The following is a 21,808-nucleotide window of genomic DNA, read 5'->3' on the forward strand; positions in this document are numbered from 1 at the left end:
AACCGGCTCCAACGCTGCGCAAGATGAAAGCTTCGCGTTTCCGCCGGTTGCTCACACCGCGCCACTTGGCGTATTCAAAACCCCCGAGGCTCTAATCGCAGCTGGATGAAAGTTCAGTGGCAGGTCAGTCATCCTGGAATTCATGGTCGAAGACCACGCCCGAATGCTTGAAAGTAAGGTGTATACCCAGTCGGGGCGCGGAAATGTCGTAGGTATCCAATCCTTTATCGAGGGCGACAGCGTTGCCCCAGACAATTCCGAAAGGCTCCACTATCGTCCTGCCAGTCTCGCTATCGAATGCTTGCCCAAGCGCAGCAACGAAACTCTGCGGAGCAGGATATTCCACCGGCGACGCCGGCATTCGGTCTCCTGACATTATCCCGATTCATGCCTTCAAGGCGGTGGTCATCTCACGCGCGGACAACACCTTCATGACGCTTAGATCGGCGTTGTCTCATTCGCCGGGCCAATACGGGTCCGGAAAACGGCCGACCTGACCATCTCAGCACGTCGCTCCACCTCTGAGGCGAACAATCTGACGTCATCGCGCTTCATCTTTGCGTCACGCGTCGCGGAGTGACCAACCGGATTGGCATGTTGCCTTCGAAGGCCCGGCTGCTGCGCTCCACGCCCGCCGCGTTTTTGTCGCCGTCCAATTGAAATTGACTGACCAGATCCCGCAGACGGCCTGCCTCGGAGGACAAAGAGGCGGCAGCAGCCGTCGACTGCTCGACCATGGCGGCATTTTGCTGGGTCGCCTGGTCCATATGATTGACGGCTGTATTGATCTCGGCAAGGCCAGTCGACTGCTCGCGCGCCGATGTGGCAATCGCATCCATGAGTTGGTTGATCTGTACGACGTATTCACCGATCGACTTGAGCGACGTACCGGTTTCGAGAACCAGTTTCACGCCATTTTTCACGTCGGTTGACGACTTTTGAATAAAGCCCTTGATTTCCTTGGCTGCTTGCGCGGCGCGCTGGGCAAGCTCACGGACTTCCTGTGCGACCACTGCAAAACCTTTGCCGGCCTCACCCGCACGGGCGGCCTCAACGCCGGCGTTCAGCGCCAGGAGGTTGGTCTGGAAGGCGATTTCATCGATTGCACCAATGATGTTCGAAATCTGCTCCGAACTGTCCTCGATGCGTCGCATGGCCTGCTCCGCCTCCGACACGACAGCTGCCGACCGCTGCGCGCTGATATCGGCTTCCAGGGCCACATTGCGTGCCTCGTCGGTACGTTTGGACGCCATCGACACATTCGAGGTGATCTCGTCCAAAGCTGCAGCCGTCTCCTCGAGAGAGGCAGCTTGCTGTTCGGTACGCTTGGAAAGGTCCTGCGCGGCAGAGGCAATCTCACCAGTGCCGTTGTCTATGCTGTGCACCGTCTGCAGCACGGCTCCGATCGTCGCCCCCAATTGCCGGAGCGAGGCGTTGAAGTCTTCGCGCAAGCTTTCGTATTCGGATGCAAATTGTTCCGAAAGCTGGAAAGATATGTCGCCTGCTGCAAGCCGCCGGAGGCCTCCGCCCAATGTTGTCGTTGCGAAGCGCAATTGTTCCGCCTCGCGTTCGGCGCGCTGCTGGGCTGCCGCGCGCACTGCTTCGCTCTCGCTGCGGGATGCAGCCGCTTCCGTTTCCAACCTGACGACATTAAGAGCATTCTGGCGGAAGACTTCGACGGCACCGGCCATTTCGCCAACTTCGTCGGCGCGGCCGGCACCGGGTATGTCGCTATCAAGGTCACCGTCCGACAGACGCCTCATGGCGGAGGCGATGCTTCGGATCGGATTGGCGATGCCGAATATCGCAAACACCATGCCAGCCATGGCGATCAGTACGGCCAGCGCTGCGATTGCGGACGTCAACACGAAAGCGGACGTCGCTGAACCATCGCTGGCGGCCACAAACCCTTCAGCCTGGTTGAGAATAAAAGCGACCAGATCGCCCACAGCCTTGTCCACCAGCTCGGATTGAGGTTCCATATTTTCCTTGAAGAAACGGACTGCGTCAGGCTCCTTCCCGCTGTTCTCAAGTGCGATCATTTGCTCTGCCAATTCGCGATATTTGCTCACTTCAGGCTTGAGCTGATTGATCAGTTCGCGCCCTCGCTCGGTTCGGACGCCCTTTTCGTATTCGGTGACGACCTTCTCGACCGCGGCGCCGGCGGCATCGATTTTTTGCCGTGCGACGGTCTGCTCCTCCGCTGTATCCTCCAGAAGGTATTGAGCGTAGACCAGTTTCAGCTCGAGGAAGTTGTCCTTGATTTCGCGAGCGGTCACGAGCCGCTGCATCCAGAACGTCCCAATCTGCTCGGTATTGGCACGGAGTGTCGAAATCGTGCTCAGCGAGACATAGGACAGGCCAACCATGAACAGGCTGATGATCGACAGCTTCACGATCAGGGCTTGCTTGATACTGGGGCGCTTCATGCGGGTCTCCTCGAAGATAACTGGTGCGACCGGCTTGCCGGTTAATGCAAAATCTCGCACCAGATTCAAAAATTTAGTATTAACTAAACAACGGATCCGTGCGGTTTCCAGAAATCTTCTGCGCCGGCCGAAACTTCCGCGATTATTTAAACGCACAACGACCCTAAGTTACTGGAAACTCCAGCAATAAAGCAGCCATAACGAGCGAAAATCGGATCTCAATCTCCGAAAAATAACGCTCGGCCGATCGGGCCAGCGCCGGCTGATGAACGATTGGCGGACTGCGTGCTTGCCGCGCGGTCCTGAGCAGACATACTGGATCTATGCAACAGTCAGAAAATCAACCCGCCGCCATCGAAATTGCGCTCTGGCGATATCCCAAGAAGGAACACGACTGGAACCGCTGGGAGCAGTCGCTTTCACAGGCCGAACGGGATCGGGCGACGACCTACCGATTTGAAGGAGACCGAGCCTCGTTCATTGCCGGCCGCTATCTCTTGCGGCGGCTGTTGAGCGGGTCTATCGGGACAGTGCTAGGCAATGTCGTATTGTCTCCGGACAAGTACGGCAGACTAGGAATTGCGGACAGTTATCTGATCCATAGGACGATAGCCGCGATAATGACGACTGCGAGGTAGTTTTCGGCGGTTTTTTCGAAGCGCGTAGCGACCCTGCGGAACTGCTTGAGTCTTGAGAAGCAGCATTCGATGAGGTGACGCTGGGCATAGAGATGCTTGTCCAGCGGGTATTTTTGCGCACGGGAAGGATTGTTGGGGATCACCGCCACAGCGCCTTTATCGGCGATGGCATTGCGCAGGCGATCGCTGTCGTAAGCGGTGTCGGCCATGACGATGTCGGCGGATAGGCCCTCGATCAGGGCTTCGGCTTGCGGCGCGTCGCCCTTCTGGCCTGCGGTAAGTGTGAAGCGGACCGGGCAGCCGAGACCACGCACAGCCATGTGGATCTTGGCGCTCAGGCCGCCGCGAGAACGGCCAAGGGCCTGATCTTCAGCCCCTTTTTTGCGCCGGCAGCGTGCTGATGGGCGCGGATGATGATGGAATCGACGATCAGGTATTCGAAGTCCGGATCGTCCGACATCGCGGCGAACATGCGCCACCAGATGCCCTTCCGGCTCCAGCGGCTGAAACGGCGGAAGACACTGTTCCACTCGCCGAATACTTCCGGCAGGTCACGCCAGGGTGAGCCGGTACGGACAATCCAAAGCACCGCTTCCACAAACATGCGGTTGTCGCGGCCGGACGAACCGCGCGTGCGCTCGTCACCAATGATGTGACGCGATATCCGCTCCCACTGCTCATCCCGAAGGATCAGACGATCCAAAACACCCATGACTGCCTCCAAAAGACAGTCTTGAATCTGATTTGCTAAGCCTTGGGAATCCCAAGAGTCCACACTTCCTAAGGCTCGAGGATCGTGATACGCCGCAATTCAGCCTCGCCAACACCGACGGGCTTGTGACGGTCGCTGTCGCTTCAGGATGTGATCGCCGGCGATGCTGCAATGCCGATCACGACCAAAGCTGTCGTGGCAAACAGGCTTTTCCTGTAAATTCCCGATACAACATTAGAAACATTCAAAAAAACACGCGCCATTCTTGGTCCCTTCCTCACGGATGCGGGCGGAACCTATGGAGCGGTACAAGCCTTGTCAACATAAGGTGATTATTTTAGTCATCTTTTACCGATGAAATCCACTGCCTCCACACTCCCGAGTAGGTTGCACGCGTCACCGAGGCTCAGCAGGCGCCCTACCTTGTGTTTCAACTGCATAGCCGCGACATCGAAGTGGGGAGGGCTCTCGCCGGGACGCTGTTTTTCGCGGGCGATGTGGCTGCAACGACGTTGCTAGATGGGCCCATCAGCCTAACCATTTGACAGATATCCTACAAGTATATATGCAACAAGCATCTTATCGGCGATGCGAGAAAGTGACCGGCATGACATTGAAATCGATGAAGCCGCTGACGCGCGCGCCGCTGCTGCATGTCTCCGTTCAGGAAAGTCTGCGCGCCTATATCGATGACAACGGCCTTGCGCCCGGAACCCTGCTTCCGGCGGAAGGAGAGCTTGCCACCCAGCTCGGCGTCAGCCGCAATTCGCTGAGAGAAGGCATCAAGGCCTTGGAATCGCTCGGCGTGCTGGACACGCGGCGCGGCGTCGGCATCTTCGTGAAGGCATTTTCCTTCGAACCGCTTCTCGACAACCTCGCTTACGGCCTCGGCGGCGCCCTGCGGCAGATCGAGGAGGTGCTTGAAATCAGGCGTACGCTGGAAGTGGGATTGATCGGCAAAACGATCGATGTAATCGGCGAGGAGGACATCGCCGAACTGCGCGCCACCGTCGGTCGAATGCGCGCCCATGCCGAGCGCGGCGAAACCTTTGCGGCAGACGACCAGCTGTTCCACCGGCTGCTGTTTCGCTGCCAGGACAATGAAACGCTCGTACGGCTGATCGACGTCTTCTGGCTCGCCTTCTACAAGGCGTCGGATTTCGTCAACCTTGAAAATCTCGATCCGATGGCGACGTGGCGCGATCATGCCGCGATCGTCGATGCGATCGAGGCAAAGGATCTGGAGGAGGCACGCCGACGCCTGGATCGTCATTACGAGGGTATTGCCCGGGTGATTGCCAACAACAAGACAAGTTCAAACGTGGGAGGAACACATGAAAAGACTGTCTAGATTATCCGTTATCGCCCTTGGCGCCCTGCTGTCGACGGCTGCCGTTCCGGCTCTTGTCGTTTCAGGCACTGCAGCCGAGGCTCAGGCAGCCACGCTGTCCGGCGGCTTCGATGTCGGCCCGGGCGGCTTTCAGGGCAACTTCAACCCGCTTGCGGCGACCGCCGGTTTCACCTGGCTCAGCATCTACTACGAACCGCTGATCACCTATGACGAGAAGTTGCAGAAGGTCGTCGGCGCACTGGCAAGCTCCTACGAGGTCAGCCCGGATCAGACGACCTACATGTTCAAGCTGGCGGACGCCAAATGGCATGATGGCAAGCCCTTCACCGCCAAGGATGCGAAATTCACCATCGGCCTTGCGATGGACGCGAAGACCGGCTCGGTGCTCGCTGCCCGGCTGAAGGGCATATCGTCCGTCGAGACGCCGGACGATCACACGGTCGTCATCAAACTCAGCGCACCCAGCAGCAGTTTTCTCGACACGATGACCAAGGTGATGATGCTGCCCGAGCATGCGCTCGCTTCGATACCGGCCGACCAGCTGGCAAAGAACACTTGGTGGTCCACCGCTCCGATCGGCACCGGGCCGTTCAAATTCACCAAATACGTCTCGGATCAGTATGTCGAGCTTGCTGCAAACACCGATTATCGCGGTGGCAAACCGGCACTGGAACGCGTCATCAACCGCTATTTCGCCAGCCCCGCCGCAGCGATTGCGGCGCTGAGATCCGGCGAGATCCAGTTCACCTATGTCGATTCCAACGACGTGCCGACCTTCAAGGACAACAAGGACTTCAAGGTCATCGAAGGCAACTCTTTCGTCGTCAACTATCTGGGCTTCAATCACGATTCCCCGATCTGGAAGGATGTTCGCGTCCGCCAGGCGGTGATGTATGCGATCAATCGCGATGCCATCATTCAGAGCCTCTATGGCGGCGCGGCCAAGCCAGCCAACTGCGCCTATGTCGCCGAACAGCTGATACCCCAGGGCATCGACACCTATGCCTATGATCCCGAGAAGGCCAAGAAGTTGCTGAAGGACGCCGGCTGGGACCAGATCAACGGCGCCAAGCCGATCACGCTTCTGACCTATTACAGCACGCCGCTGGCCACCAACGTGCTTGCCGCCGTCCAGGCGATGCTTGCGCAGGTCGGCATCAACATCGTTCCGCGCGCCGTCGATGCGCCGACCTATAACAGCATGGTGCTTAATGCGACGCCGGATATTGCCCAGTTCCAGATGGTTTACGCCGGGCTACAGAACGGGCCGGATGCCGGAAGCATCAATGTCGGCATCAACGAGAAGCAGATCCCTCCGGCCGGACCGAACGTCGCCAGAGTTCGCATGCCCGACCTCACCAAGGCACTCGACAGCGCCCTTGCCGAGCCCGACAGTGCCAAGCGGGATGCGGCCTATCAGGACGTCTGCAAGGTGATGAACACGAACCTGCCCTGGGCGACGCTTTGGGTGGCAAACCGCTACGGCATCGTCTCGACCAAGGTGAAGGATTTTGTCTGGACGCCGGCGCCGGGTGGTGGCCCTTACCAGGCCGCCCCGCAGAAATGGTCGATCGCCGAATAGGCGTTTCCGCAAGCCTGGGTGGCTTCGGCCACCCTGATAGGACGGCCTGACAATACGGATTGACGATGCTTCGATACAGTCTTAGACGCCTGATCATAGGGGTAGGCATGCTCGTTGCCCTGAGCATGCTGATCTTCCTGCTGCTGCGCCTGACACCCGGCGATCCGATCGATGCCTATATCGATCCGAACCTGCCGATGTCGCCGTCAGATCTTGCCGATCTGCGCAGAAACCTCGGACTCGACCAGCCCTTGCCCGTCCAGTATCTGGGTTGGCTGCAGCAGGCGTTGACCGGCAATCTTGGCTATTCGATCAAGCGCCTCGACCAGCCAGTACTCAGCCTGGTGCTGTCGCGGATCGGACCTACGGTGCTGTTGATGGGCACCGCACTTGCCGTCGCCATCGTCCTCGGCATCGCCTGCGGGGTGATCGGCGCCGTCCGCCGCAATTCGTTCGCCGATCTCTCCTTGTCGGTGGTTGCGCTTGCCGGCATTTCGAGCCCGGCATTCCTCAGCGCACTGATCGGCCTTTATATTTTCTCGGTCCGCCTGCACTGGATGCCGTCGGGTGGCATGCTGACGCCCGGCGAGGAGTTCTCGGTCGGTGATCTCCTTCACCATCTGATCCTGCCGGCCGCCCTCCTGTCCGTCGCGCAAACCGCATTGATCATGCGTTACATGCGCGCTTCGCTGCTCGAAGTTCTGAACCAGGATTACGTGCGCACGGCCCGCGCCAAGGGCGTTCTCGAGTTCTGGGTCATCGCTAAACATGCGTTGCGCAATGCGCTTCTTCCGATCGTCACCCTGATCGGCTCAACCATCGGGCTTGCGATCGGCGGCGCCATCTTCATCGAGAGCGTCTTCAACTGGCCGGGCATGGGGCTTTTGCTCGTCGATGCCGTGCAGACCCGCGACTACCCCGTCATCATGGGAGCGACGCTCGTCATCGGCGCTTGCGTTATCGTCGTCAATCTTCTGACCGACATCACCTATGCGGTTGTCGACCCGCGCATCAAGGTGGGCTGACCATGCTGGCACGCTCCCCCCAACGCCGCAGCCCGGGGCCACTTGCCCGCGCCTCCAGCCGTTTTCTGCTCAACAGCGCGGCCGTTGCCGGCGTTTGCATTGCCATTCCGATGCTGCTGCTGATCCTCTCCTATCCTTTATGGTGGGCTTTCCAGCCGAACGATATCGATCTTCTGGCGATGAACAGCGGCCCGACGGCAACCCACTGGTTCGGAACCGACGGCGTCGGCCGCGATGTCTTTGCGCGCGTACTCGAAGGCGGCAGGATTTCTCTGCTGGTTGCCGTCGCGTCGACCGCCCTTTCCGCGGTCATCGGCTTTCTGTTCGGAGCCATATCGGCGCTTGCGGGACGTTGGACGGACGCGGTCTCGATGCGCTTTGTCGATCTGGTGATGACCCTGCCGCCTGTCATCTTCCTGCTTGTGCTCGCCTCGATTGCCGGCACCGGCATCTGGCCGACCGTGCTCGTCATCTCGCTGCTCTCCTGGCCGCTGCTTGCCCGCATGATCCGCTCCCGGCTGCTGGAATTGCGTGAGCGCGACTTCGTCATGGCCGCCCGCGGCATGGGCGCCGGTATCGGGCATCTGCTCTTCCGCCACGGTCTGCCGAACTCGATCGATATCCTCGTGGTCTACGCAACGCTGCAGATTGCCAATGCCATCCTGCTCGAGGCGGGCCTGTCCTTCCTCGGCCTCGGTATCGCGCCGCCGGCGGCCAGCTGGGGCAACATGCTGAATGCGGCGCGCTCGACGGCCGTACTCGAACAATATCCGTGGCAATGGCTCTTCCCCGGCGGCGCGCTGATCCTTGCCGTGCTTGCAATCAATTTCATCGGCGATGGCCTCAGAGATGCCTTCGACCCGCGTGCCGAACTGAACTGACAATCGAAAGAAGCGAAAATGACCAAATTCAAGGGTGTCGTCCCCCCCGTCGTAACACCGCTCAATCCGGATCTCACCGTCGACTACCCCTCCTATACCCGCGTGCTGGAACATCTGATCGATGCCGGCTGCCACGGCGTATTCGTGCTCGGCTCGACGAGCGAAGTGATCTTCCATGACGAAAAGACCCGCCGCGAAATCATTGAGCATTCCGCCAAGGTGGTGAATGGCCGCGTGCCGCTGATCGTCGGCGTCATCGATCCGGCCACGGATCGGGTCATCGCTCATTCGAAGGTCGCAAAGGCCGCCGGCGCCGACGCAGTGGTGGTAACCGCACCATTTTACACTGTCACCAGCCAGTCCGAGATCCTCGACCATTTCCGTTATGTGAGAGACGCGGTGGATGTACCGCTGATCGCCTACGACATTCCTGTCTGCGTTCACGTCAAGCTGCAGCGCCAGACCGTCTTCACGCTTGCCAGGGAAGGCGCCATTATCGGCCTCAAGGATTCCAGCGGCGACGACGGCAACTTCCGCTATGCGCTCCTCGACCTTGCCGAACACAAGGACGTCTTCCTGATGACCGGTTCCGAGATCGTCGTCGACACAGCGCTATTGATGGGGGCCGACGGCGTTGTTCCCGGTATCGCCAATGTCGATCCGCACGGTTATGTGCGCCTTTGGGATGCCGCGCAGCGCGGCGATTGGGTCGCAGCAAAGAAGGAGCAGGAGCGCCTCTGCCGGCTCTTCGAAATCGTCTGGGTCGCGCAGGGCCGTGTCAGTGGAGGTGCATCGGGTATCGGCGCCTTCAAGGCCGCCATGCAGAGCCTCGGCATCATCGACAGCGCCGTCATGCCGCGACCGCGTGCCTCGCTCAACGATGCGGAAACGGCACGGATCGACGAGATCCTGCGTGCAACCGGCCTGCTGAACTGAGCAAGCCGATGGAACAGACCGCCGGACCGGTACTCGATATCAGGGGATTGCGAACGATCTTCCGCATGCGCGGCGGCGAGATCACCGCGGTCAACGATATCGACCTGACGGTTGCCGCCGGCGAGACGCTGGCGCTCGTCGGCGAATCCGGCTCCGGCAAGTCGGTCACCAGCCTGTCGGTCATGCGGCTGCTCACCCGCAACATCGGTGTGATCGCCGCAGGCAGCATCCGCCTGACCACGCGGTCCGGCGCGGTCCGGGACCTTGTTTCCCTTGATGAAAGGAGCATGCGCGGGATCAGGGGCGACGACATCGGCATGGTGTTCCAGGAGCCAATGTCGAGCCTCAATCCCGTTTTCACCATCGGCGACCAGATCGCCGAACCGATCAGCATCCATCGCGGGGCGGGCCGCAAGGCGGCGATGGACGCAGCCGTCGCCTTGCTTGAAAGCGTCGGTATACCGGACGCCCGGCGCCGTGCCGGCCAATATCCGCACGAATTGTCGGGCGGCATGCGCCAGCGTGCCACGATCGCCATGGCGCTCGCCTGCGATCCGGCGCTGCTGATCGCCGACGAGCCGACCACGGCGCTCGACGTGACGATCCAGGCGCAGATTCTCGATCTGCTTCTCAGGCTGCAGCGCGAGCGCGGCATGGCCATGCTCTTCGTCACCCACAATCTTGGCGTGGTCGCCGAAATCGCCCATCGCGTCGCGGTGATGTATGCCGGCCGGATCGTCGAAGAGGGACCGGTCGGCGAGGTTTTCCGCAATCCGAAGCATCCCTATACGATGGGCCTTCTCGCCTCCATGCCGCGCCTGGGTGACGCGGCGCGGATGAAGCAGGCCGGCGACAAGCTCGCCGCCATTCCCGGCATGGTCCCGAGCCTGATGAACATGCCGAGCGGCTGTGCCTTTTCGCCGCGCTGCAAATTCGCGATCGATGCCTGTAGCGCCGCGGTTCCCGTGCTTGAACAGGTCAATCCGCAGCACCGCAGCCGCTGCATCAGATGGCAGGAGATCTAGATGAGCGCACCGCTGCTATCCGTCCGCGACCTCTCGAAACATTATACTTCCCGCGGTACGCGGCTGAACATTCTTGAGGGCATCTCCTTCGATATCGGCAAGGGGGAAGTCGTCGGGCTCGTCGGCGAATCCGGCAGCGGAAAGACCACGATCGGGCGCTCCGTCCTTCGGCTCGTCGAACCTTCGTCAGGCAGCGTGCGCTTCGACGGCAATGAACTCACAGCACTTTCCGCCTCTGCGCTCAGGCGGCAACGGCCGCGCATGCAGTATATTTTCCAGGACCCTTTCGCCAGCCTGTCGCCGCGCATGACGATCGGTGAAATCCTGACGGAGGGCCTGAAGATCCAGGGGATCGGCACCGCTCGCGATAGGCTGGAACGGGCCCGGTTGGCCTTGGCCCAGGTCGATCTGCCCGCCGATGCGATCAATCGGTATGCGCATGAGTTTTCCGGTGGCCAGCGCCAACGCATCGGGATTGCCCGTGCGTTGACCTTGTCGCCCGAATTCATCGTCGCCGACGAGCCTGTCTCGGCGCTCGACGTATCGATCCAGGCGCAGGTGATCAACCTGCTTCGCGAGTTGCAGCAGCGGCTTGGCCTTACCATGCTGTTCATCTCGCATGATCTTGCCGTCGTCGAATATATCTGCGACCGGGTGATCGTGCTCTATCTCGGCCGTATCATGGAAATTGCGCCAAGCGCCGATCTCTATGCGAGGCCGCAGCATCCCTATACGCGCGCGCTGCTCTCGGCGATTCCGTCGCCCGATCCGGATGCCCGCCGGAACAGACAGATCCTGAAAGGCGATATTCCAAGCCCGGCCAATCCGCCGAGCGGATGCGTTTTTCGCACGCGCTGTCCGAGCGCGCTCGATGCCTGCGCCGGCGTCGTCCCGCAATTGCGGGAAATCGCGCCCGGCCACGTCAAGGCCTGCATTCGCGACGACCTCGACTGATCCGTCATCCATCGGGGAAAACAGATGAACCTGAAGACGCCACATCCCGCCATCGGCGGAAACTGGGCGAGCCTGCTTTTGCCGATCGCAGCCGACGACAGTATCGAATTCGACAAGCTCGGCGAAGAGATCGATATCCTCATCGATGCCGGTGTCGATGGTATCTATTCGAACGGCACGGCGGGGGAATTCCACAATCAGACGGAGGAGGAATTCGACAGCATCCAGGCGATGCTGGCCGAACGCTGCAAGGCTTCCTCCATGCCATTCGTGATCGGCGCCTGCCAGCCCGACCCGCGGATCATGCTCAATCGCGTCCGCCGCGCCGCCGGGCTCGATCCCCGCGCCATTCAGGTCATATTGCCGGACTGGTGGCCGATCAGCGATGCCGAAGCAGTCGACTTTTTGAAACGGGCGGCCGTCGTCGCCGACGGAATTCCGCTCATCCTCTACAATCCGCCGCATGCAAAACGGGTGCTGGCGCCAAAGGAGTTGGGCATGGTCTGCGCGGCAGTGCCGGAGGTGACCGGCATCAAGCTCGCCGACGGCGACGCTTCCTGGTATGCCGAAACACGCCGGCATCTGTCCGGGCTTTCGCTCTTCGTCCCCGGCCATCATCTCGCAACCGGCATCAAGCAAGGCGTCGCAGCAGGCTCCTTTTCCAATGTGGCCTGCCTTAGTCCCCGCGGTGCTCAGACCTGGACACTCTCGATGCGAAGCGATCTCGACGCCGCACTCGAACTGGAACGACACATCTGCATGTTTATGGACGCGCATATCGTCCCCTTTCGCCAGGATTTCGGCTATTCGAACGCCGCTCTCGACAAGCTTTTGTGTGCCATCGGCAATTGGGGACCGGTGGGCACCCGCTTACGCTCTCCTTATCAATCGATAGACTCGGCAGAAGCGGTCAGGTTGCGACGCATCGCACGCTCCGAACTCCCCGATCTTTTCCCCTGAATTTGCTTAAAGAAGGGGCTTTCCGATATGGCGCAGAACGAAAAGCTCTACCATCCCAGCCGGGCCGATATCTTGCTGGAGGCCTCCTTCAGCAGAACGATGAAGCGGTCGACGTCGCTTTTTTGCGTGCGAAAGGCGGGGGCGCCGACATTCACCGCGGCGATCACGGATCCGTCGAATGCCAGAACCGGCACTGAGACGGAGACGAGTTGCTCGCTGACTTCACCGTAACTCACACAAAATCCCTGGCGGCGGATTTTATCCAATTCAGCAACCAACTTGCTGCGATCCGTGATGGTGCGCTTGGTCAGCCGCGGCAAAGTCTCGGGGATCATTTGCAACTGCACCTGGGGGTGGAGATAGGCGAGAAGCACCTTGTACGAGCCGGCGGTGAGCGGTCGTCTTCGACCGATCATCGCCTGTACCCGCAAGTCGCGCATCGGTTCGAACTTTGCAATGCACAGGGATTCGCCATTGTCGATGATCCTGAGCTGGGTCGTTTCGTTCGCCTTCTGGCCAACTTCTTCAAGAACAGGATTGGCTATTCGCACCAGATCAACCTGTGTCGAGGCGGCAGTCCCGAGAATGATCGCAGTCGTCCCCAGCCGGTAAGTGCCTGTATCGCTCTTCCGCACCAGGCCGCGCCGTTCCAGTGTGCGTAACATGCGCAAAATTCTCGGCTTGGTTTCCCCGAGGTTCTGCGCCACCTCAGTCAATCTGATATCCGGGTTTTTGGCGACATTTAGCAAGACGTCGATGCAGACATCAACAGACTGCACGATATCGCTTTTTGACGGTTGTCTTTTGTCCATGGGACCAGAATTTTTTCCGCGACAGAGGTTGAAGGCATGGCATAGTTTGAAGTTACACCTATCGTAACGCGCTTGTTTTCCGTTTGACAACCCCCTTGAGGGGCCCTTACCAATTTGTGTCGAGAGTGGACGGGAACCTGCTCGTACCGACCAAGCAAGGTCGGCCTAAAAACGCTAAACCGGGATTGAAGAAATGGCCGTAAAAACATTGACGCGAGCAGCTATCGGGCTGTTCGGCACGATTGCTATTCCTGCAATGGTCGTCGCACAGGAAACCCCGCTGACGATCGGGATGTCGACGACGCCGACGACGCTCGACCCCCATGAAGACAGTTCGGCGCCCAACAATGCGACCTCGCGCCATATCTGGGACAGCCTCATAAACCTCACCGGAACGTCGGCAAATGCGCCGGAACTCGCCACCGAATGGAAGGTCGTCGACCCTACCCACTGGGAATTCAAGCTGCGAAAGGGCGTGAAATTCCATGACGGCAGCGAGTTCAACGCCGATGACGTCATCGCTTCGCTTCTGCGTGCCCGCGACAAGCCCAGCCAGAGCTTTGCTTCCTACACACGCAATATTGTGAACGTCACGGCCACGGATCTCTATACCATCGTCGTCGAGACGAAGGTTCCGGATCCGATCCTGCTGAATTCCGTCAGCCGAATTCGCATTATCAGCGCCGATTGCAAGGAGGCGCCAGTCCAGGATTTCGACAACGGCAAGTGTGCAATCGGAACCGGGGCATATTCCTTCGTCTCCTATTCGCCAGGCAGCAACCTGACCTTGAAGCGCAATGACAGCTATTTCGCTGGCCCCTCGCACTGGTCGAACGTCACGCTCCGCTTCCTGCCCGACGATGGCGCCCGTCTGGCATCGCTTCTCTCCAACGAGATCGACATTGTCGAAACCCTTCCTGCCGATGGAATGGCACGCGTGGAAGCGAGCGATAATCTGCAAGTCATCAACGGCCTGTCTTCCCGCTTCGTTTATCTTGGCCTCGATGTCAGCCGCGATGTTTCACCTTTCGTGAAGGCTGCGGATGGCTCCGATCTCGACAAGAACCCGCTCAAGGATGAGCAGGTGCGTCGCGCAATGCTGATGTCGATCAACCGGCCGGCAATCGTCGACCGCGTCATGCAGAAGAACGGCACGGTGGCCGACCAATTCGTCGCCCAAGGCTATGCCGGCTATTCCGAAAAAGTCGAGAAGGTGGGCTATGATCCTGCCGCCGCCAAGGCGCTTCTGGCCGAGGCCGGTTATCCGGATGGCTTCAGCCTGACCCTGCATGGTCCCTCTGGCCGTTACGTCAAGGATGCCGAAGTTCTGCAGGCGGTCGGCCAGATGTTCACGCGCATCGGCATCAAATCGAAAGTCGAGGTCCTGCCCTGGTCGATGTATTCGGAAGCCTATTCGAAAGGCGCCTACAGCACCTATTTCGGCTCCTGGGGTGTCAACACCGGCGAAACCACCAATCCGACTGTTGCGCTGGTCGCCACGCGCGACGAGAAAAAGGGGACCGGCAGATATAATGGCGGCGGCGTGTCCGATCCGCAGATCGACGAGGTGCTGGCCAAGGCGAGTTCGACGCTCGATGAAGCTGCACGCGCGCCCCTTCTCCAGGAGCTGTCGATTGAGACCTTCAACAACCTCTGGCTCCTACCGATGCATTACGAAAATGTCGTGCTGGGTGCCAAGAAGACCGTGTCCTACACTCCGCGCGGCGACAAATATACGCTCGCTTACGACGTGAAGCCGGCGGACTGATGCATGTCGTCCAAAAGCGTGCAGCGGTTTTGAGACAAATTAAGATTTGAAGTGCGTCGCATCGATCCATTCGATGCGACGCGGTTTTAAAACAGCAGCATGGGGCCGCACCAGAGCCGTCCCTTTCTTCATCTTCCAGGAGACATTCATGCAGGAACTTGGAACGGGCGAAGCCGTCGCCCGGGCGAAGGCCATCTATGACTATGGCCAGACGGCCATCTTCGCCTCTCAGGCCGATCCCCGCCTCCATATGGTGCTTTATGTGCCACCGACGGCGGCAGATGGCCGCGAGCTCGACCTCCTGGTCGCGGTCCACGGCACCGGGCGCACGTCGGCCATCGACTTCCGCGACGGTTTTGCCGAATTCGGGCTCTACAACGACTGCGCCATCCTTTGCCCAATCTTCCCGGTTGGCGTTCTCGGCGATGGTGCGCGTTCCGGCTACAAGTTCCTTGAGGAAGGCGACATCCGTTACGACCAGGTCGTCCTCGCCATGGTCGCGGAGATGGCCGACAAATACCGCCAGGACTGGTCCAAATTCGCCATGTTCGGCTTCTCCGGCGGCGGGCATTTCGTGCACCGTTTCACCATCCTGCATCCGGAAAAACTCTGGGCGGCATCCATCGGCGCACCTGGTTCCGTCACCCTTCTGGATCCGACGCGTGACTGGTGGGTCGGCATTCGGGATCTGGAGGCGCGCTTCGGCAAGCCCTTCCGGCCCGAAGATCTCGCCAGGGTGCCGGTGCATATGATCGTCGGCGATGCCGATCTGGAGACCTGGGAAATCACCCACAAGCCGGGCGGCAAATATTATATGGACGGCGCCAACGACGCCGGCAACACCCGGCCCGAGCGCCTTGCCGCCCTGGCGAACTCATTCCGCAAAGCGGGTGTCGATGTGACATTCGATCGTGTTCCGGGTGTCTCTCACGACCGGATGAAGGTTCTCGGTCACGTCAAGGCCTTCCTGGCAAAGGTGCTGGAGGAGCGGCTCGCGAAATGAGAAATGCAACGATCGTAGCGCCTCAGCCGGAGGCAGTCGAAGCCGGGGCGGAAGTTCTCGAACGCGGCGGCAATGCCATCGACGCAGCACTCGCCTGTGCTTTCGTCCAAGGGGTGGTCGACCCGCAGATGGCCGGCATCGGCGGCTTCGGCTCGATGCATGTCTACATGCCGAAAAAGGGCGTGCACGAGATCCTCGAATTTTATGCGCGCGCGCCGTTGAAGGCTGCACCGGACATGTGGCTCGACAAGATCAAGCACCAGAGCCGCGACGGCTTCGGCTACGTGCTTGAAGGCAATATTTCCGATATCGGCTACCTTGCCGTCTGCACCCCCGGCTCGCTCAAGGGCTATGAGACCGCGCTGCGCGACTACGGCACCTTCGATTGGGCCGATCTCATCAAGCCGGCCATCCACCTTGCCCGTAACGGTTTCATGATCCGAAACCACATGCACTGGTATTGGGCCAAGGACCAGTCGAACGACGGCTTTGCCAACACGCTCGACAAGCTGCGCTTTTCTGCAACGGGCCGGAAAACCTATTTCCACGACGACGGCACGCTCAAGAATGTCGGCGACCTGCTCGTCAACAAGGACATGGCCGAGACCCTCGAACGCATCGCGCGAAGCGGCGACTCGGACATTTTCTATCACGGCGAACTGGCCGAACAGATCGCCGACGATTTCAAGACACATGGCGGCTTGATCGATCGGGAGGATCTGGCGCGTTACGAATTATCGAAGGTAGAGCCGGTTTGGGGCGACTACCGCGACAACCGCATTGCTACCTCACCTCCGCCAGGCTCGGGCTTCTCGATGCTCGAACTCCTGCATATCATGGAGCAGTTCGATGTCGGCTCGCTGCAGCATGGCAGCGCCGAACATGTCCGCATCCTGTTCGAAGCGATGAAGCGGATGACGATCGACAAGGACGCGCATATGGGCGATCCCGCCTATGTCGACGTGCCCTATGAAAAGCTGCTGTCGAAAGAGCATGCAAAGGCGCATGCCGGCGCGATCAAGGCGGGCGAGATCGCCAGTGTTTCGCGTCCTGATGGCTCACAGCGCGACACTACCCACATCTCGGTGATCGATAAGGACGGCAATGCAGTCGCGATGACCCACACCCTCGGCAGCCCCTCGGGCGCGATCACCGACGGCCTCGGCTTCATGTATAATGGCACGATGAGCCGCTTTAATCCGCTTCCCGGCAAGCCCGGGTCGATCGCACCCGGCAAGCGGCGTCCCAGCTCGGCTGCACCGACGATCGTCTTCAAGGGCGACGAGCCCAGCATCGTCATGGGAGCGCCAGGCGGCAGCTATATCGCGCCGGCCGTTGCGCAATCCCTGATGAACATGATTGATTTCGACATGTCCGTGCTCGAAGCCGTCTCGGCGCCAAGGATTGTAGGGGTGTCAAACACGATCGACATCTGCAATCGGATTCGACACTCTGTCGAAGACGGGCTGCGGGCGCAGGGCTACCAGGTGGCGCGGTCGCCGCAGACATACGCGTTCGCCGCAGTCCACGCGATCAAGATTGACGGCGGCATCTCGAAAGGCGCGGCCGATCCGCAGCGCGACGGGATGGCGATCTCCGTCGGCTAAAGCGTGTCGCGCAAAAGTGCGCAGCGGTTTTGCGACAACGACATGCGTGAAAACAACGACGTCGATCAAAGTGTTACAGCGTCCTTCGCGGCTCTCGGAAGACGCGCGCTGGAGGGAGAGTTCAATGGTCACATCCATTATCAGGCGGTTGATACAGGCGCTGTTCGTCATTGTCGCGATGACGATCATTGTCTTCATCGGCGTCAATGTGATCGGCAACCCGGTCGACATCCTCATCAACCCGGACGCCAATCAGGCGGAGCGGGCACTGGTTATCGCCCATTACGGTCTGGATCAGCCGCTGTGGAAACAGTATCTGCTGTTTCTCCAAGGACTTCTGCATGGGGACTTCGGCAACAGCTTCGTTTATGGGCGGCCGGCGCTGGGTCTGATCCTCGAACGTCTCCCGGCGACGCTCGAACTGGCGATCACGGCTCTCGGCATCGCGCTGCTTTTCGGCTTGCCGCTTGGGCTGTATGCAGGGCTCTACCCCAATCGGATTTCCTCCAAGCTGATTATGAGCGGCTCGATTCTGGGCTTCTCACTTCCGACCTTCTGGGTCGGCCTCATGCTGATCATGGTGTTTTCCGTCGAGCTCGGCTGGTTGCCGACGAATGGCCGCGGCCCAACGCGGGAACTGCTTGGTGCACAATGGTCGTTTCTGACCGGAGACGGCATCCGGCATCTCTTATTGCCGGCCTTCAACCTGGCTCTGTTCAAGACGTCGCTCATTCTTCGGCTGACCCGCGCCGGTGTACAGGAGGTTCTTCCCCAGGACTATGTGAAGTTTGCCCGCGCCAAGGGATTGCGAGAGCGGCGGATCATTTCGGTGCACGTTCTCAAGAACCTGATGATACCGGTGGTGACCATCATCGGTCTCGAGTTCGGCTCACTGATCGCCTTTTCGGTCGTCACCGAAAGCATCTTTGCGTGGCCGGGCATGGGCAAGCTCATCATCGACTCCATCAACCTTCTCGATCGCCCCGTCATCGTCGCCTACCTGATGATGATGGTGCTGCTCTTCGTTGTCCTCAATTTCATCATCGATATCTGTTATACCCTTCTGGATCCTCGGGTCCGGCTGGAAGGAAAGGCTTGACCCCATGGCCGAACCAAACACGCAAGACACAAGCGCTCCAACGCCCGAACCCGGTCGTCTGTCGAAAGGGATCGCGGATTTCTTCAGCTCTCCGGCAGCCGCGATCGCATTCCTCACGCTGGTGATCATCTGTTGCCTGGCGTTGCTCGCGCCATGGATTTCCCCGCAAAATCCCTATGATTTGATGCAGCTCGACATCATGGACGGGCGACTGCCGCCGGGGTCCGAATCCATGACCGGGCTCGTCTATCACCTCGGTACCGACAGCCAGGGCCGCGATATCCTGTCCGGCATCCTCTATGGCCTGCGCACCTCGTTACTGGTGGGCGTTCTGTCGGCTTTCGCTGCTGCCATTATCGGAACCTCTGCCGGGCTGTTCGCCGCTTACATGGGAGGGCGCACGGAAACCGCAATGATGCGGCTCGTCGACCTGCAGCTGTCTTTTCCCACCATCTTGATGGCGCTCATGATGCTCGCCATCCTCGGCAAGGGTGTGTCCAACGTCGTGATCGCACTGATTATCGCCGAGTGGGCGACTTATGCCCGCACGGTCCGCGGCACCGCTCTGGTCGAGCGCGAAAAGGAATATATCGAGGCGGCCCGGATGCTGCGCCTGCCCGGATGGCGCATCCTCTTCAGGCACCTGCTGCCGAACTGTCTTGCGCCGGTCATCGTCATAGCCACCATGCAGATCGCCAGGGCGATCAGCCTCGAAGCAACCTTGTCCTTCCTCGGTCTCGGTGCATCCGTGACCGAACCCTCGCTCGGCATGCTGATCTCGACCGGCTACCAGTATCTTCTGACAGGCCTCTACTGGATCAGTTTCTTCCCAGGCATTGCCCTTCTGGTCACGATTGCGGCGATCAATCTCGTCGGCGACCGGCTACGCGATGTCCTCAACCCGAGGAACATGTCATGACCCCGTTGCTGCAAGTGAGCAATCTCGTCACCGAATTCGGCGACGGCAGGGGACGCCCCAGCCTTTGCGCCGTCAATGATGTGTCGTTTACGGTGGAGCGCGGCAAGGTCCTTGGTCTTGTGGGAGAATCCGGATCCGGAAAATCAGTGACCGGCTTCTCGATCATGCGGCTTCTCGATAAACCCGGCCGGGTTGCCGGCGGCAGGGTCATCTTCGACGGCGCCGACATTGCGAAATATTCGGACGAGGAGATGCGGCAGCTACGCGGCAAGCGGATCGCCATGGTATTCCAGGATCCGATGATGACGCTCAATCCGGTCCTGACGGTCGGGACGCAGATGGTGGAAGCCGTCCAGGCACATGAGCGTGTCTCAAAGGATGCCGCCAGGCAGTGGGCGCGGGATGCTTTGGCGCTGGTCGGAATACCAAGCCCTGAAGAAAGGCTTGCCGCCTACCCACATCAGTTTTCCGGCGGAATGCGCCAGCGCGTGGCGATTGCCATCGCGCTTCTTCACAAGCCGGACCTTATCATTGCCGATGAACCGACAACAGCGCTGGATGTGACGATCCAGAGCCAGATCATTTCCGAATTCCAGAAACTCACCGAAGGGGGAAATACGGCGGTGATCTGGATCACCCACGATCTGGCGATCGTCTCAAGATTGGCCGATGAGATCGCTGTCATGTATGCCGGCCGCCTCGTCGAGACCGGACCCGTGGGCAAGGTTCTGACCGATCCCCACCATCCCTACACTGCCGGCCTGATCGCTTCCGTTCCTTCGCAAAACAGACGCGGAGAGCCGCTTCGCCAGATCCGCGGCATGACGCCGGCGATCAACCGCCTCCCACAGGGATGCAGTTTTCGTACGCGCTGTGATCGGGCAACCGACGGCTGTCTGGTCATGCCGGCGCTCATGCCGGAAGGTGATCGCTCCTTCCGCTGCATTCACCCCGTAACGAAAGAGATAGCATGATGACCGCCATGCCCCTGATCGAAGCGAGGAACGTGTCGCAGCGCTTCGGAGCCAAGCCCGACCTGGCCGCCAAGATCGCGCTCAAGCTCAAGCTGGCCAAACCGGCGCCTGTCGTTCACGCACTTGATGATGTCAGCCTCAGCATCCGGCCTGGAGAGGTTGTCGGCCTTGTCGGCGAAAGCGGCTGCGGAAAGTCGACGCTTGGCCGCGCCATTGCAGGGATCACCTCGCCGAGCCAGGGCCACATTCTCTGGAAGGGGATGGACCGAAGCGCCATGTCGAAAGGCGAGCAGCATCAGTTCGGTCTCGCCAGCCAGATGATCTTCCAGAACCCGATGGCGGCTCTCAATCCGCGAATGACCGTCGAGGAGCTTATCTGGGAGGCGCCTCGAACACATGGGCTTGCCCGCTCGACGGAACGCGACGCCTATGTCGACAGATATTTGATGCTGGCCGGTTTCAACCCGGCCATGAAAAAGCGATACCCGCACCAGTTTTCCGGTGGCCAGCGGCAACGCGTCAACATTGCGCGCGCGCTTGCCGTGCAGCCGAAATTCCTCGTCTGTGACGAAAGCGTCGCGGCGCTCGACGTTTCCATCCAGGCCCAGGTCATCAACCTGTTCATGGAACTTCGTGACAAGCTCGACCTGACCTATTTGTTCGTCAGCCATGATCTCGGCGTCGTGGAACATATTTCCGACCGCGTTGCGATCATGTATCTCGGCCGCATCGTCGAAGAGGCGCCCGTCGAGGAAGTTTTCAGGCGGCCCAATCATCCTTACACGAAAGCGCTCTTGGCCGAGGTGCCGCGCATCGAACCCGGCAAACGACAGTTCAAGCCCGTCGATGGCGAACTCCCCAGCCCGATAAACCCGCCGAAAGGCTGTCACTTCCATCCGAGATGCCCATTCGCGATGGACCGCTGTCATATGGAAGTGCCGGTGAAAAAGGAAATTGCACCGGGGCATCTGTCGGCTTGCCATCTCAATGATGAATGATCTCAAACGACAGGACCGCTGACAGCGATCTGTTTGTGCAAGTGGTTCGCGGGTTTGTAGGCGTGGCGTCATCTTGGATGAGTAACGATTTGAGCAAAATTTATCCAGAAGGCCGGCAACTCGACCCCGGCCCTG

At 59.8% G+C, this 21,808-nt stretch carries 19 protein-coding genes and 1 pseudogene; 16 read left to right on the forward strand and 4 right to left on the reverse strand.

All coding sequences use genetic code 11. From position 1 onward, the window contains the following. Positions 1–124: 124 nt before the first annotated feature. The 3 genes from HJB82_RS24635 to HJB82_RS24645 form a co-directional block, all read right to left on the reverse strand. The gene (locus tag HJB82_RS24635) at positions 125–361 is read right to left on the reverse strand and encodes a hypothetical protein (RefSeq protein ID WP_221141779.1); all 237 of its coding nucleotides are present in this window, start codon (positions 359–361) and stop codon (positions 125–127) included. 190 nt (positions 362–551) lie between these two features. Next, positions 552–2,429, reverse strand: coding sequence for a methyl-accepting chemotaxis protein (locus HJB82_RS24640; protein WP_221141781.1), 1,878 nt, complete (start codon positions 2,427–2,429; stop codon positions 552–554). A gap of 589 nt (positions 2,430–3,018) precedes the next feature. Next, a protein-coding gene (locus HJB82_RS24645) for an IS5 family transposase (RefSeq protein WP_221141783.1) occupies positions 3,019–3,779 on the reverse strand; the annotation gives its coding sequence in 2 pieces (ribosomal slippage) (positions 3,019–3,452 and positions 3,452–3,779; 762 coding nt in all). A gap of 65 nt (positions 3,780–3,844) precedes the next feature. On the opposite strand from HJB82_RS24645, the pseudogene HJB82_RS31755 reads away from it, so the two are divergent. The 9 genes and pseudogenes from HJB82_RS31755 to HJB82_RS24685 all read left to right on the forward strand — a co-directional run. Continuing rightward, positions 3,845–3,934 (forward strand): annotated as a pseudogene (locus HJB82_RS31755) (phosphopantetheinyl transferase); the annotation flags it as partial. A 452-nt stretch (positions 3,935–4,386) separates the two neighbouring features. After that, positions 4,387–5,130: a FadR/GntR family transcriptional regulator gene (locus HJB82_RS24650; RefSeq protein WP_207584525.1), complete on the forward strand. Its 744-nt coding sequence runs from the start codon at positions 4,387–4,389 to the stop codon at positions 5,128–5,130. Continuing rightward, entirely contained in the window at positions 5,114–6,712 is a 1,599-nt protein-coding gene (locus tag HJB82_RS24655; RefSeq protein ID WP_221141785.1) for an ABC transporter substrate-binding protein, read from the forward strand. Before HJB82_RS24650 ends, HJB82_RS24655 begins: the two co-directional genes overlap by 17 nt. A gap of 65 nt (positions 6,713–6,777) precedes the next feature. Continuing rightward, positions 6,778–7,737 (forward strand): ABC transporter permease, encoded by a 960-nt coding sequence (locus HJB82_RS24660; RefSeq protein ID WP_207584523.1) that lies wholly within the window; start codon positions 6,778–6,780, stop codon positions 7,735–7,737. A gap of 2 nt (positions 7,738–7,739) precedes the next feature. After that, complete coding sequence (locus HJB82_RS24665; protein ID WP_207584522.1) at positions 7,740–8,618, forward strand: ABC transporter permease; 879 nt, start codon at positions 7,740–7,742, stop codon at positions 8,616–8,618. An 18-nt stretch (positions 8,619–8,636) separates the two neighbouring features. After that, the gene (locus HJB82_RS24670) at positions 8,637–9,554 is read left to right on the forward strand and encodes a dihydrodipicolinate synthase family protein (protein ID WP_221141786.1); all 918 of its coding nucleotides are present in this window, start codon (positions 8,637–8,639) and stop codon (positions 9,552–9,554) included. Positions 9,555–9,562: 8 nt separating this feature from the next. Further along, positions 9,563–10,579 (forward strand): ABC transporter ATP-binding protein, encoded by a 1,017-nt coding sequence (locus HJB82_RS24675; RefSeq protein ID WP_221141789.1) that lies wholly within the window; start codon positions 9,563–9,565, stop codon positions 10,577–10,579. Further along, entirely contained in the window at positions 10,580–11,533 is a 954-nt protein-coding gene (locus HJB82_RS24680; protein ID WP_221141791.1) for an ABC transporter ATP-binding protein, read from the forward strand. Between the two features lie 24 nt (positions 11,534–11,557). Further along, positions 11,558–12,493 (forward strand): dihydrodipicolinate synthase family protein, encoded by a 936-nt coding sequence (locus HJB82_RS24685; RefSeq protein WP_221117189.1) that lies wholly within the window; start codon positions 11,558–11,560, stop codon positions 12,491–12,493. A 47-nt stretch (positions 12,494–12,540) separates the two neighbouring features. Here HJB82_RS24685 and HJB82_RS24690 read toward each other — a convergent pair whose 3' ends face one another. Next, positions 12,541–13,305, reverse strand: a complete 765-nt coding sequence (locus tag HJB82_RS24690; RefSeq protein WP_221117188.1) for an IclR family transcriptional regulator — start codon at positions 13,303–13,305, stop codon at positions 12,541–12,543. Between the two features lie 193 nt (positions 13,306–13,498). On the opposite strand from HJB82_RS24690, the gene HJB82_RS24695 reads away from it, so the two are divergent. The 7 genes from HJB82_RS24695 to HJB82_RS24725 all read left to right on the forward strand — a co-directional run bounded on the left by HJB82_RS24695 (position 13,499) and on the right by HJB82_RS24725 (position 21,673). Next, positions 13,499–15,073 (forward strand): ABC transporter substrate-binding protein, encoded by a 1,575-nt coding sequence (locus tag HJB82_RS24695; protein ID WP_221117187.1) that lies wholly within the window; start codon positions 13,499–13,501, stop codon positions 15,071–15,073. 148 nt (positions 15,074–15,221) lie between these two features. Continuing rightward, a complete protein-coding gene (locus tag HJB82_RS24700; RefSeq protein WP_221117186.1) occupies positions 15,222–16,076 on the forward strand; it encodes an alpha/beta hydrolase in 855 nt (284 codons plus the stop codon). After that, positions 16,073–17,683, forward strand: a complete 1,611-nt coding sequence (gene ggt / locus HJB82_RS24705) for a gamma-glutamyltransferase (RefSeq protein WP_221141793.1) — start codon at positions 16,073–16,075, stop codon at positions 17,681–17,683. Before HJB82_RS24700 ends, ggt begins: the two co-directional genes overlap by 4 nt. A 124-nt stretch (positions 17,684–17,807) precedes the next feature. Further along, positions 17,808–18,782, forward strand: coding sequence for an ABC transporter permease (locus tag HJB82_RS24710; protein WP_065282810.1), 975 nt, complete (start codon positions 17,808–17,810; stop codon positions 18,780–18,782). Positions 18,783–18,786: 4 nt separating this feature from the next. After that, positions 18,787–19,701, forward strand: coding sequence for an ABC transporter permease (locus HJB82_RS24715; RefSeq protein ID WP_221141795.1), 915 nt, complete (start codon positions 18,787–18,789; stop codon positions 19,699–19,701). Further along, complete coding sequence (locus HJB82_RS24720) at positions 19,698–20,675, forward strand: ABC transporter ATP-binding protein (protein WP_207584513.1); 978 nt, start codon at positions 19,698–19,700, stop codon at positions 20,673–20,675. The genes HJB82_RS24715 and HJB82_RS24720 overlap by 4 nt, the downstream gene beginning before the upstream one ends. Continuing rightward, positions 20,672–21,673 carry an ABC transporter ATP-binding protein gene (locus tag HJB82_RS24725; RefSeq protein ID WP_207584512.1) on the forward strand — a complete coding sequence of 334 codons (1,002 nt, stop codon included), beginning with the start codon at positions 20,672–20,674 and terminating at the stop codon, positions 21,671–21,673. Before HJB82_RS24720 ends, HJB82_RS24725 begins: the two co-directional genes overlap by 4 nt. Positions 21,674–21,808: the final 135 nt, after the last annotated feature.

The sequence above is a fragment of the Rhizobium sp. NZLR10 genome (genome assembly GCF_019685125.1).
Lineage (GTDB): Bacteria > Pseudomonadota > Alphaproteobacteria > Rhizobiales > Rhizobiaceae > Rhizobium.